Origin of the sequence: Sinorhizobium garamanticum (assembly GCF_029892065.1) — a bacterium.
GTDB lineage: Bacteria > Pseudomonadota > Alphaproteobacteria > Rhizobiales > Rhizobiaceae > Sinorhizobium > Sinorhizobium garamanticum.
Genome location: NZ_CP120373.1, coordinates 4,157,389 through 4,170,426 on the forward strand (window position 1 = coordinate 4,157,389; position 13,038 = coordinate 4,170,426).

Genomic DNA, 13,038 nt, shown 5'->3' on the forward strand with positions numbered 1-13,038 from the left:
TCCAGTTTACTTGCGCCAACCGCTTTTCCAGCCGGCAATCAGCTTTGGTGCACTGGATTTCAGAGCCTCGCCCCGGCCCGAGAGGCTGGGGTTGGTCATGAAGTAATGCTGCGCATTGAACGGCTCGGCATCCTTGCCGACTTCCATGCGGCGCGACGTGCCGTCCGGAAGAATCTCGTAGCTCTGCTGGTTGTCGATGAGATTGCCCAGCATGATCTGCGAAAGAACCTGTTCGTGCACAGTCCGGTTGATGAGAGGCACAAGCGTCTCGACCCGCCGATCCAGATTGCGCGGCATAATATCCGCGGAGCCGATATAGACAAGTGCATTTTCGGACGGAAGGCCGTGGCCATTGCCGAAGCAGAATATGCGCGAATGCTCAAGGAAACGTCCGACGATCGATTTGACCCGGATATTGTCGGAGAGGCCGGGCACCTGCGGACGCAGGCAGCAGATGCCACGCACGACGAGGTCGATTTCGACGCCGGCGCGGCTCGCCTTATAGAGCGAGTCGATGATTTCCGGATCGACGAGCGAGTTCATCTTCATCCAGATCGCGGCAGGACGGCCCGCCTCTGCATGCCCGATCTCTTCCTCGATATGCTTGAGGATCCGCGGGCGCAGCGTGTGCGGCGACACCGCCAGCTTCATGCCAGCTTCCGGTTCACCATAGCCGGTGATGAAATTGAAGATGTTCGCCATGTCGTGGGCAATCACCGGGTTGCAGGTGAAGAACGACAGGTCGGTGTAGATCTTCGCGGTCACCGGGTGATAGTTGCCGGTGCCGAGGTGGCAATAGGTCCTGAGCTTGCCTTCCTCCCGGCGCACGACCATCGACATCTTGGCGTGTGTTTTGAGCTCGATGAATCCGAAGACGACCTGAACGCCAGCGCGCTCCAGATCGCGCGCCCAGCGGATGTTTGCCTCTTCATCGAATCGCGCCTTGAGCTCGACAAGCGCCGTCACCGATTTGCCCGCGTCGGCGGCGTCGATCAGGGCACGCACGATCGGGCTGTCGTTCGAGGTGCGGTAGAGCGTCTGCTTGATCGCCAGCACGTCCGGATCGCGCGCCGCCTGCAGGAGGAACTGCACGACGACGTCGAAGGATTCGTACGGGTGATGGACCACCATGTCCTTTTCGCGGATTGCCGCCAGGCAATCGCCGGCATGCTCGCGCACGCGCTCGGGGAAGCGCGGATTGTAAGGCTCGAAGCGCAGATCCTCGCGCGGGGCCCTGGTGATTTCCGAAAGCGTGTTGAGCGCAAGGAGGCCTGGCAGCACCGCGATGCGGTTATCCGGAACGCCGAGCTCTTGCACCACGAACTGGCGCAGCGATGCCGGCATTTCCGAATCCGTTTCGATGCGGATGACCGAACCGCGACGGCGGCGCTTGAGGGCCGTCTCGAAGAAGCGGACGAGGTCTTCTGCCTCTTCCTCGACTTCGATATCGCTGTCACGAATGATACGGAAGGTTCCCGAACCCTGCACCTCGTAGCCCGGGAAAAGGCGGTCGATGAACTGGCTGACCACGTCCTCGAGCGTGATGTAGCGGATGACATTCTTCACATCCGGCAGGCGGATAAACCGGTCGAGCGCCACCGGAAGGCGCAGCAGCGCCGTCATCGGCTCGCGTCCGGTCTTGCTGGCGAGCTGCAGCCCGATCGAAAAGCCGAGATTGGGGATGAACGGGAAAGGATGCGCCGGATCGATCGACAGCGGCGTCAACACCGGGAAGATCGACTGATCGAATTCGTTGGCGAGCCAGCTCCGGTCCTGCGCGGACAACGAGGCGGGACGGACGATGAGGATGTCTTCCTTCGCGAGATATTGCTGCAGTACGGCGAGCGACGCCTGCTGCTCCATCTGCAGGTTGTCGATTTCCTTGAGAATATCGTCGAGCTGTTCGGCCGGCGTCTTGCCGTCGGGGCTGCGAAGCACAATCCCCTGGCGCACCTGGCCTTCGATACCGGCGACGCGGACCATGAAGAACTCGTCGAGGTTGGCGGCCGAAATCGACAGGAAGCGAACACGCTCGAGCAACGGATGCGCCGTGTTCAGCGTTTCCTCAAGGACGCGACGGTTGAACTGAAGCCAGGAGAATTCGCGATTGATAAAGCGCTCGGGGCTCGTCAGCAGGTCTAGCTGCTCCGCAGACGCCTCGTGTTCCATGATTGCAGACGTCGCGCTATCCATTCCCATCAGACCCCATTATTCCAACCCTTACGCGCTATCCCACTTTGACGACGGAACTGTGACAGTCAATCGGACAGGTGGGGATTTCCAAGCTCTGCCAGCACCTCCGCCGCCAGGGCGCGGGTGAGCCGCGTGCCGCGCGCAAGTGCCAAGTGGTCCAGTCGCTCGACGATCGTCTGAGCCGCCTCCAGCGAGCGCTCCATACGCGCGACGATATAGGCAACAAGGCGCTCATCGACGAAAAGCTGGCGATCGGCGAAGAGCTTGATGAGCACCTGCGTCAACAGCTCGTCGTCAGGCTCGCCGATTTCGACGACCGTCGCAGCCTTCAGGCGCGAGCGGAGATCGGGAAGCGTCACCGGCCATGACATCGGCCACAGGCGCGATGTTATCAGTAGCGCGGTGCCGTGCTGGCGCACGCTGTTGATGACATGGAAGAGCGCCGTATCATCGAAGCCCTGGCGATCGGCATCCTCGAAGAGAACCGGCTTTCTTGCAGCAATGTCGGCGGCATCCGAGCCGGCGACGGGATGAATCGTCTCGGCCCCCGCCCTTTCCCGCCAAATGCTGGCAAGATGCGACTTCCCGGAGCCGACCGGTCCGGCGATGATGACGACAGGCGATGGCCAATCGGGCCAATGGTCGACGATAGCGATGGCCGCACTCAGCCGGTCGGAAACGAGCAGATCCTCGCGACCGGTTGCCGGATCATGGCCGAAGGCGAGCGGCAGTTGTTCGAACGGACGTCTTGTCATGCTGTACTCTGGACAATGGCGCGGCTCAGCCGGGCTCTTGGCCTTCTGACTGCTTCTCCGCGGCTGTCCTATGCCCGTGATAGAGATCACTATCAAGGTACCGCTGTATACCGAAGCGGACAAGGACGCCGATCGCGGCGGCGGCCGGCACGGCGACGAGAAGACCGACGAAGCCGAAGAGAGCACCGAAGGCGAGCAGGGCGAACATCAGCCAGACGGGGTGGAGACCGACGCTCTTGCCGACCAGCTTCGGCTGCAGAATGTTGCCCTCGAGGAACTGGCCGCTGAAGAACACGGCCAACACCAGCGCGATCGTAAGATAATTCGGCCAAAACTGGACCAATGCCACACCAACCGCCAGCACGAGACCCACCATCGAGCCGACATAGGGGATGAAGCTGATCATGCCGGCGAAAAGCCCGATCAGCAGCCCGAAATTGAGGCCGACGAGCGACAGGCCGATGGCGTAGTAGAGGCCGAGGATAATGCACAGCGAACCCTGGCCGCGAACGAAGCCGGCGATGGTCGTGTTCATGTCGCGGGCGATCTGGCGGACGATGTCGACATAGTCGCGCGGGATCCAGCTGTCGAGTTTTTCGACCATGCGGTCCCAGTCGAGCAGCAGATAGAACGCCACGACAGGCGTGATGATAAAGAGCGAAAGAATGTCCAGCAGTGCCATGCCGGAGTTCCACAGTTGCTGGAACAGTGTGCCCAGGAAACTTGCGCCCTGTTCGAGCAGCTTGGCCGAATTCTGCTTGATCGCCGTCATCTGGGCCGCAAGCCAGTCCGGAAGCAGCGCCGTCTGGCTATCCGTCAGGAAGGCCTGGAGGCTGGCAATATAGCCGGGCATCCTCTGGACGAAGTCGGCCGCTTGCGTGAAGATCAACGGGATGACGATCATCAGCGACAGCGCCAGCACGACGACGAAGGCAACAAGAATGACGATGGTCGCCATCAACCGGCTGAGGCCCAAACGCTGCAGCCGGTCGGCGACCGGATCGAGGAAATAGGCGAGCGCCATGCCGGCGAGAAACGGCAACAGGATCGAGCTGAAGAGCGTCAGGAAGACTATGAAGCCGGCGAGCACCAGCAGCCAGAAGACGACCTGGCGCTTAAGACTGATACCGCTGACCTGACTGCCCATTGCGCTCCCCGTCCCGCGTCTGGCGCAAGCGCCTCGCGTTCCATTCATTTGGACGAGATAGGGCGCGGTGCGCACACTGGTCAAGCCCGGCGCCGTTCACGCGGAGGCAAATCGGGCCCTCGCCGGTCGAAACACGGTGGGATGCGGGTAAAATGGCAAAAAAAGCCGGCAAGCGCCGGGAGTTGGCTTGCACTCCTTGTCCCGCCGTGCCAATCGCATCCGCAAAATTCGACGAGCCTTGGAGAACGAGCATGAGCCAGTCGGGCAAGAATGGTCTCACCTATAGCGACGCAGGCGTCGACATCGATGCCGGCAACCTGATGGTGGAGAAGATCAAACCCCATGTGCGCTCCACGCGACGCCCGGGAGCCGATGGCGAGATTGGCGGTTTCGGCGGTCTCTTCGATCTCAAAGCTGCCGGTTTCACCGACCCGGTGCTGGTTGCGGCAAACGACGGCGTCGGCACCAAGCTCAAGATCGCCATCGACGCGAACAAGCACGATACGGTCGGCATCGATCTCGTCGCCATGTGCGTCAATGATCTCGTCGTGCAGGGCGCGGAACCGCTGTTCTTCCTCGACTATTTCGCGACCGGCAAGCTCGACCCTGACCAGGGTGCCGCGATCGTCGCCGGTATCGCCGCCGGCTGCCGGGATGCGGGCTGCGCGCTGATTGGCGGGGAGACGGCCGAAATGCCGGGCATGTATTCAGGCGGCGACTACGATCTCGCCGGCTTTGCCGTCGGCGCTGCCGAGCGCGGCCAGCTGCTGCCGGCGGGCGACATTGCCGAAGGTGACGTCATCCTCGGCCTCGTCTCGTCCGGCGTACACTCGAACGGCTACTCGCTGGTGCGCAAGATCGTTGCGCTGTCGGGACTGGCTTGGGACGCGCCGGCCCCGTTCGGCGAAGGCACACTCGCCGATCTCCTGCTGACGCCGACGCGCATCTACGTGAAGCCGTTGCTGAAGGCGATCCGCGAGACGGGAGCGATCAAGGCGCTCGCGCATATTACCGGCGGCGGATTTCCCGAAAACATTCCGCGCGTACTGCCGAAGCACCTTGCCGCCGAGATCGACCTCGACGCGATCAAGCCGCCGGCGGTCTTCTCCTGGCTTGCCAAGACTGGCGGCGTCGCCGCCAATGAGATGCTGCGCACGTTCAACTGCGGCGTCGGCATGATCGCCGTCGTTCCGGCGACGGAGGCTGAAAAGGTCGCGACGATACTCACTGGCGAAGGCGAGACCGTCTTCACGCTCGGCCGCATGGTCGCGCGTGCCGAGGGCGCCGCAGGTACGATCTACAAGGGCAGCCTCTCCCTATGAGCGCGACTACGGCTAAGAAGCGGGTCGTCGTCTTCATTTCCGGCGGCGGCTCGAACATGCTTTCGCTGGCAAAGGCAGCAGCGGAACCGGACTTTCCCGCCGAAGTCATTGCAGTGATTGCTGACAAGGCGGAAGCCGGTGGCCTGGCCAAGGCGGCCGCCCTCGGCATCCCGACGTTTTCGTTCGTCCGAAAGGATTTCGACAGCAAGGAAGCGCACGAAGCGGCGATTCTCGCGGAACTCGAGCGGCTCCGGCCCGACATCATCTGCCTTGCCGGCTATATGCGGCTGCTGTCGGCAGCATTCATCCAGCGTCATGAGGGCCGCATCCTCAATATTCATCCGTCGCTGCTGCCGCTGTTTCCGGGGCTCCACACCCATCAGCGGGCGATCGATGCCGGCATGCGGCTTGCCGGCTGCACGGTTCATTTTGTCACCGAAGGCATGGACGACGGCCCGATCATCGCCCAGGCCGCGGTTCCGGTTCTGGCCGGCGACACGGCGGAAACGCTTGCCGCGCGCGTTCTGACCGTTGAACACAAGATCTACCCGATGGCGCTGAGGCTCGTTGCCGAGGGCAAAATCGAAATGAAAGATGGGCGGGCTGCGAGCCATGCGGTCGGCGAGGCATCGGGCATCCTCGTTTCTCCCGCAATCTGACCCAGGTCTCCCGCAATCTGACCCAGATCGTTGCCCGTCACCTCGCCGCCGCGAGCCTTCGGTCGAGCGCGTCGAGCACGCGGCGAGTCAAGGCGGGATAGTCCTCGTCGAAATGGTGGCCACCCTCGATGGCGACCACGTCCACGCGCGAAGATTTCAGATCCGGGCAAGCGTCGTCGTCCTCCTGCGTACCGTAGATGCATTGGACGAGCGACGGGTCGATTGCCTTGATGTCGTCGACCGGGTCGCCCCCCTCACCCTCCGCACCCAGCCAGCCGAGAACCGAGATCTTGTAGTCGGCATGATGCGAGAGCGCCATGAGCGTGAGCTGGCGCACGCGCGCACGATCGGATGGCGGGAGCAGGTTGTAGGTGCGCGGCAGGATGTCGGCGCCGAAGGAATAGCCGATTAGCAGGACGTTTCGGACATTCCAGCGCTTTCGATAATAGGTAATGATCCGCGCAAGATCGTCGGCGGTCGCTTGCGGCTGGCGTTCGGACCAGAAATAGCGCAGCGAATCCACCCCGACGACCGGAACGCCCTCTCGTTGCAGCACATTGCCGACCTCCTTGTCGATATCCCTCCAGCCGCCGTCGCCCGAATAGATCACGGCCATCGTGTCGCGCGTGGGCTCCGCATCGAGGATCGTCAGCGGAAGGCCGAAAGGGTTTTCGGCTTCGCCGCCCTCTGCGAGCACTCCGGAAAGCGCATCCGAAAGCGCTGTATAGGCATCATCCCCGGTATCACGCGTCTCGATCTCCGGATGTTTGGCGAGAAGCGCAGTCACGTGATCCTTCCCTGCGGCGGAAGCAGTTGGCGAAAACGTAACCGTCACGGGATCGGGCAACGATCCGTCGGTCAAACCATAGACCATGCGATCGCCCTCTCGAACCTTCTCGGCCGGCGTACAGAGCTGCTTCGTCAATGCGACGCCCTCTTCGGGATCGACCGCAAGCGTCTGACCGATGGTCGCGGGCGGGGATTGCGCGGCGATCGCCAGCGCCATGGCGCCGCCGGCGCCGACGCCCGCGACGATCGGCGGTCGATAAGCGCTGTTTTTGGCAGCGCGCTGAACCTGCTGGCTCAGCGATTCGATATCCGAAACCGCGTAGATGCAGCCGCCGTCATCCTTGGCAAGCGAAGCGAGATATGCCTTGAGATCGATGCCGATGACGAGCGCCTTGTCGTTTGCAAGCGCACGCGCGACCCCGTCTTCCTTCGCGGTCCATCCGGCGGTATCCGAAAGGAGCACAACGACCGCGGAAGCCTCGTCCTCGGGGAAAAGAATATGCGGCGACGGGATCATGCCGGTGTCGAATTGCGGTGCGTCGTCGGCCCACGTATGCAATGAGGCTGCTGCCCCGATCAGTGCCGCGGAAAAGGCAAGCTTCCAGATCTTTCTGATGCCGGTCATTTCCTTATCACTCCCTTGAGACCGCCGCCGATGAGGAACGTTGCGTCCATCAAAGCCAGGATCGGGTTGAGCCCGCCGCTCGCCACAAGGTAGCGGGGTTGCCAACGCGGGTGGAACTTGGACTTGAAGGCGCGCAGGCCCTTGAAGTTGTAAAAGCGTTCGCCGTGCTCGAAAAATACACGGCCGGCTCGATCCCACACGGGAGCTATCTGCCGGGAAGACATGCCCGAAAGTGGCGCCATGCCGAGATTGAAGCGCCGGTAGCCTTGCGCCTTGAGATATTCCATCAGTTGCACGAACAGGAAGTCCATCGAACCTTTGGGGGCGTCCGGCGAGAAGCGCATCAGGTCGATCGAGCCCTCCTCCTTGGTCGCGGTCGTGAGGATATTGGCGAAGGCAACGATGCGTCCCGCGCATTTAAGGACAGCGACCGGCTGCGCTGCAAGGTATTGGGGATCGAAGGCTCCGAGGGAGAAACTCTTCTCGTGTGCGCTGTGATGCGCGAGCCAGGCATCCGAAATTGCCGCGAGCTCTGGCAGGATTGCCGGCACTGCCTGGGGCTCAACTATCGAGAATTCCAGTCCGTCACGCTGGCCGCGGCTGACCTGCTGGCGCAGGTTTGCCCATTTTCCACCCTTCAACTCGAACCGCATCAGATCGACCTCGGCAAGCTCGCCCAATCGGAAAGCCCGTAAGCCGGCGTCGGCGTAGTAGGCGAGCCCAAGGGGCGAAACCTGGTAGAACACCGCCCTGCAGCCATTGGCGCGCGCGGTCTCTATGAACTGCCAGATGAGATCCGGCCACGCTTCCAAGGGGCCGACGGGATCGAAGAGAGCGATCCAGGAACGCGCCCGCCGACCGTACATGATGAAGGCGCTGCCGTCTGAAGAGAACATGACGCTCTTGTCGCCCATCCGCACGAGGTTGGCATCCGACATATCCTGGGCATCTACAATGGCGATCGCCCGCTCCAACGCCTCTTCCGATGCCGGCTCCACCGTTGTCGTGGCCGGGCGCATCAGGCTCCAGATGGCGATGGCACTCGCCCCGATCACAACCCCCAGGAAGGCACGAAGTCCGCGTGGCGCCTCGGCGGAAAACTCGAACTGCCACCAGAGCTCATGGCTGTATCCGACGTCGCGATAGACGAAAAGCAGGACAACAAACGCGCCCAGGCAGACGACGCCGATCGCTGTGAGCCAAGGCGGCGTCAAAGCCTGACCGAACAGAGACGCGGGGCGAACGAAAAGCCGGCGGCTGGCAAGCAGCCCGACGACAAAGAATGCAAGCATACCCGCTTCAGCCAACGCCACCGCCTTCAGCAATGAAAGAAGCAGTGCAACCGTCGCAATCACGATCGACGCCCACCAGGCACCGTCGAGGCGCAGCGCCAGTCCCCGCGCGACGATGACCAGCGCCAGGCCGAGCAGGCTCGCGAGGAAATGCGCGCCCTCGAGAAGTGGCAACGGAACATAGCTTTCAAGGAATGCCAGGTTTTTGTCGGGCGTCGGCGTCACGCTCGACAGAACCAGCATGATGGCGAGTACAAGTGCCAACGTGGCCAGAAGCAATGGAGCAATCCGGCCTCCTATCCGGCGGACGCTCGATGCCGCGGGGCGACCAGCGAACTGACGTACCTCCACACCGACAATCACCACGATCGCGATCAGCAGCGGCAGCACGTGATAGATGAGGCGGTAGAGAACCAGCGCGCCGAGGATCGTATCGACGTCGACCGCGCGGCCGAGCGTTGCAATCATCACCGCTTCGAAGACGCCGAGTCCCGCCGGCACATGGCTGAGTACGCCGATGCCGACCGCGAACGAATAGACCGCCAGAAAAGCAGGCCAGCCGATCGCTCCCGATGGCAACAGGACGTAGAGAACGCTCGCGGATGCGGCAAGATCCAGCGCCGTTACCAGGAACTGGCGGGAGGCGGTTCTGGAGTCGGGCAGACGCAGGGTGAGGCGTCCGATGCTGACCTCGCGGCCCTCTCCGGCCAGGATAAAGGTGGTCAACAGGCCGCCGAGGACAACGATGGCGATGATCCGCAGCCAGAACGGTTCGAGCCCTGTCAGCGGAGCGACGTATTCGCCGACCGTCAGCAAGCTGAGGCAAGTGACCGCGGCAAGACCAAGCCCAAAGGCAAGCGTAACGAAGGCGATGACGCGGGCTATCTCCTCCGGCCGCAGGCCGAGCCGGGAGTAGGACCGGTAGCGGATCGCCCCGCCGCTCAAGGCTCCGAAACCGGCCGTATTGCCAACGGCATAGGCACAGGCGGCCGTGAGCGCTACATCCGCGTAAGGCAGCTTGCGCTTGATGTAGTCGAGGGCTGCGACATCGTAGAAGGTGAGCGCGAGGAAGCTCAAGCCGGTGAACAGGATTGCGGCTGCGACCGACTTCCAACTCGTTTCCGCCAATGCCGAGACGACCTCGTCATAATGCACCTCGGCGGTCAGATGAAAGATGGCCGCTCCGAAGAGCGCGATCACGAGAAGCGTGCCGATGGCGGAAAGATAGCGCTGGTTGCGCCTCAGAAACGGCCTCCATCCACTGTCGGCCTGGTGGTCTTGCGCTTCAATCTCGTGGGAAGAGCTGGACGCCATGTTTCGCCCGTGCCGTTGAAGTAGACACGCAAGCTTTAACGCAGCTCTACACGAACAAAAAGTGAAACATCGGTAATGTGAAACAGTAATGCTGGCCCGTTATAGAGCCAGAGCAGCAGGGTTCAACAACGCCCATTGCAGCAGCATAATCGTTTTGGCATCGCAGATCTCACCAGTGCCGATCATAGCGACAGCCTTTTCGAAAGGGATTTCCAGCACCTCGATATCTTCGCCTTCATGCGCAAGCCCTCCGCCTGCCATCACTCTCTTCGAAGCGTCGATGTGTCCCAGGAAAAAACTCGTCCGCTCCGTTACGGAGCCGGGGCTCATGTAAGCATCGAAGAGATGCATCGCACTTTCTATGCGATAGCCCGTCTCTTCCATCGCCTCGCGACAGATCGCCGTTTCAGGCGTCTCGCCGTCGAGAAGGCCGGCCGGCGCTTCGATGAGATATCCCGGCTCGCCCTGCAGAAATACGGGAATGCGAAGCTGGCGGACGAGGACCACCGACTGCCGCTCCGGATCGAAGAGCAGGATCGTTGCGGCGCGACCGTGGTCGTGGACTTCCCGGACCAGCCGGGCGGTTTGACCGTTGGACATTTCCTGTTCGAGCGTGACCTCCTCGAGACTGACGAAGCCTTTCCAGAGGGTTTTGCGGTCGATGATCCGGACGCGCGGGTCGGCATGTTCCGTCATGTGAGATCCTTGTTGGAAAGGGAATTCGGCTGAAACCGACAAGGCGCGATCGCCCGACCAATCTTCACACCCGACGCACCCAGACCCGGTTATCGTGGAAAGCCGCGCCGCCGTAGGGCGCGACCGCGTCGGCACCGGTCAAGACGTTGATACCCTCACCGTCGAGATGGGCGCCGTTCGGCCAAATCCCTTCGGCGATGACGACACCGCGGCGCGTGCCACCGCCGATCTTCGCATGCAACCGGACCTCGCCGCGGTCGTTGCCGAGCATGACGACATCGCCCTCGGCAACGCCGAGCGCAGCGGCGTCGTCAGCGTGGATCATGACTTCCGGTCGTCCCTCCTTCTGAACGGACGACGGCGTTTCGGAGAAGGTCGAATTCAGGAACGAGCGCGCCGGGGACGTCGCCAGTCTATATGGATGGCGTTCGTCGGCCACTTCGATCAGATCGACATGGTCCGGAAACTCCGGCAGCCTGCCGTGCGGGCCTTGCGGGCCCATCGATTTCGGCGGCCGGTTGGGTGCGGGCGTGCCGGTCCAATCGGCCTTGAAGCGGAACTTGCCGTCGGGATGCCCGAAGCCGTTGAGAAAATGTGCCTCCTCGAAAGCCGGCTGGCAATCGAGCCACTTCTCCTCTTTCATCCGCTCGTAACCGATGCCGTAATTGGACAGCAGTCGATCGATATGCTGCCGTTCGGTGAGCCCAAAGCCTGGGTTGTCGGAAACGCCGAGGCGCTTTGCCAGCTCCTCGATGACGAAGAGATTGGTGCGCACCGTCGGCGGCGGTTCGACGATCTTCGGACCGATGAGAATATGCTGGTGACCGCCGCCGCGATAAAGATCGTCGTGTTCGAGGAACATGGTGGCAGGCAGGACGATGTCCGCGAGCCGGGCGGTGTCGGTCATGAACTGCTCATGCACGGCCACGAAGAGGTCGTCGCGCAGGAAACCCTGTTTCACCAGCCGCTGCTCGGGCGCGACATTGACCGGGTTGGTGTTCTGGATGAGGAGCGCCGTCACGGGGCCGCGATGGCGCAGCGCCTCGGCATCCCCGGTCAGCACGCGGCCGATCTGCGATTGATCGAGCATGCGCACGTCGGGATCGTGGAATGCGGAACCGATGAGTTCGCGCTTGTCCAGCTTGAAGATGTCGTTGTTCGAGTGGAACGCGCCGCCGCCCTCGTGCTTCCAGGAACCGAGGACGGTGGCGATTGAAGCGGCCGCATGGATGGCGACGGAGCCGTTGCGCTGGCGGGTGAACCCGTAGCCTAGGCGGAAATAGGTCCTGGGCGTCGTTCCCACGAGCTTGGCGAAAGCTTCGATCTCCTCCACCGAGAGGCCGGTGATAGCGGAAGCCCAGTCCGGGCCACGTGTCTTAAGATGCGCTTCGAGACCCTCGGGATCATCAGCGAACTTCGCCATGTAGGCGCGATCGACATAGCCGTCGCGGAAGGCGATGTGCATGACCGCGCAAGCCAGCGCGGCATCCGTGCCCGGTTTCAGCACGAGCCCCATATCGGCTTGCTTGACGGTCGGGTTCTCGTAGATGTCGATGACGACGATTTTGGCGCCGCGATCCTTGCGCGCCTTGACCGCATGGGTCATCACGTTGACCTGCGTCGCGACCGCATTGGTGCCCCAGATCACGACGCAGTCGGCCTTGGCCATCTCGCGCGGGTCGGGGCCGCGCAAGGCTCCGGTCGCCATGGTGAAGCCGGTCCAGGCCATGTTCGTACAGATCGAGCCGAAGAAGCCGGAATAACGCTTGGCGTGGCGCAGCCGCTCGATGGAGTCACGCTGGACCTGCCCCATCGTGCCCGCGTAGAAATAGGGCCAGACCGCCTCCGAGCCGTGCTTCTGCTCGGCTTTGACGAATTGATCGGCGATCTCGTCGAGCGCCGCTTCCCAGGAAATCTCCTGCCAGTTGCCCTCGCCCTTGGCGCCGGTGCGGCGTTGCGGCACCATCAGCCGGCCGGGGTGGTAGATGCGCTCGGCATAGCGCGCAACCTTGGCGCAGATGACGCCGGCCGTGTAACTGTTTCCAGCCGCGCCACGCAGGCGGCCGATCTGGCCTTCGGCCGTGAGATCGACTTCAAGCGCACAGGCTGACGGACAGTCGTGCGGACAGACGGAGTAGCCGATCGATTTTTCTGCTTTGATAGGGGTCGCAACGTTCATGGCTTTTCTATATGGCATCCGCTAAAGGGCAAAAAGCCCCATTCGCCATCCATCGAAACAATTGATC

At 62.3% G+C, this 13,038-nt stretch carries 9 protein-coding genes; 2 read left to right on the forward strand and 7 right to left on the reverse strand.

The window, feature by feature from the left end; genetic code table 11:
* Nucleotides 1-6: 6 nt before the first annotated feature.
* The 3 genes from PZN02_RS19695 to PZN02_RS19705 form a co-directional block, all read right to left on the reverse strand.
* Nucleotides 7-2,193, reverse strand: coding sequence for an RNA degradosome polyphosphate kinase (locus PZN02_RS19695; protein ID WP_280661557.1), 2,187 nt, complete (start codon nucleotides 2,191-2,193; stop codon nucleotides 7-9).
* Nucleotides 2,194-2,258: 65 nt separating this feature from the next.
* Entirely contained in the window at nucleotides 2,259-2,948 is a 690-nt protein-coding gene (hdaA, locus tag PZN02_RS19700; protein ID WP_280659564.1) for a DnaA regulatory inactivator HdaA, read from the reverse strand.
* A 25-nt stretch (nucleotides 2,949-2,973) separates the two neighbouring features.
* The gene (locus PZN02_RS19705; RefSeq protein WP_280659565.1) at nucleotides 2,974-4,095 is read right to left on the reverse strand and encodes an AI-2E family transporter; all 1,122 of its coding nucleotides are present in this window, start codon (nucleotides 4,093-4,095) and stop codon (nucleotides 2,974-2,976) included.
* Nucleotides 4,096-4,346: 251 nt separating this feature from the next.
* Between PZN02_RS19705 and purM the strand changes: the two genes are divergently transcribed.
* Nucleotides 4,347-5,417 (forward strand): phosphoribosylformylglycinamidine cyclo-ligase, encoded by a 1,071-nt coding sequence (gene purM, locus PZN02_RS19710; protein WP_280659566.1) that lies wholly within the window; start codon nucleotides 4,347-4,349, stop codon nucleotides 5,415-5,417.
* Nucleotides 5,414-6,076 (forward strand): phosphoribosylglycinamide formyltransferase, encoded by a 663-nt coding sequence (gene purN, locus PZN02_RS19715; protein WP_280659567.1) that lies wholly within the window; start codon nucleotides 5,414-5,416, stop codon nucleotides 6,074-6,076. The genes purM and purN overlap by 4 nt, the downstream gene beginning before the upstream one ends.
* Nucleotides 6,077-6,113: 37 nt before the next feature.
* Here the strand turns inward: purN and PZN02_RS19720 are convergent, their stop codons facing one another.
* The 4 genes from PZN02_RS19720 to PZN02_RS19735 all read right to left on the reverse strand — a co-directional run bounded on the left by PZN02_RS19720 (nucleotide 6,114) and on the right by PZN02_RS19735 (nucleotide 12,989).
* Nucleotides 6,114-7,490 (reverse strand): virulence factor family protein, encoded by a 1,377-nt coding sequence (locus tag PZN02_RS19720; RefSeq protein WP_280659568.1) that lies wholly within the window; start codon nucleotides 7,488-7,490, stop codon nucleotides 6,114-6,116.
* Nucleotides 7,487-10,096, reverse strand: coding sequence for a bifunctional lysylphosphatidylglycerol flippase/synthetase MprF (gene mprF, locus PZN02_RS19725; RefSeq protein WP_280659569.1), 2,610 nt, complete (start codon nucleotides 10,094-10,096; stop codon nucleotides 7,487-7,489). The genes PZN02_RS19720 and mprF overlap by 4 nt, the downstream gene beginning before the upstream one ends.
* 99 nt (nucleotides 10,097-10,195) lie before the next feature.
* The gene (locus tag PZN02_RS19730; protein ID WP_280659570.1) at nucleotides 10,196-10,792 is read right to left on the reverse strand and encodes an NUDIX domain-containing protein; all 597 of its coding nucleotides are present in this window, start codon (nucleotides 10,790-10,792) and stop codon (nucleotides 10,196-10,198) included.
* A 64-nt stretch (nucleotides 10,793-10,856) separates the two neighbouring features.
* Entirely contained in the window at nucleotides 10,857-12,989 is a 2,133-nt protein-coding gene (locus PZN02_RS19735) for a molybdopterin-containing oxidoreductase family protein (RefSeq protein WP_280659571.1), read from the reverse strand.
* Nucleotides 12,990-13,038 lie beyond the last annotated feature (49 nt).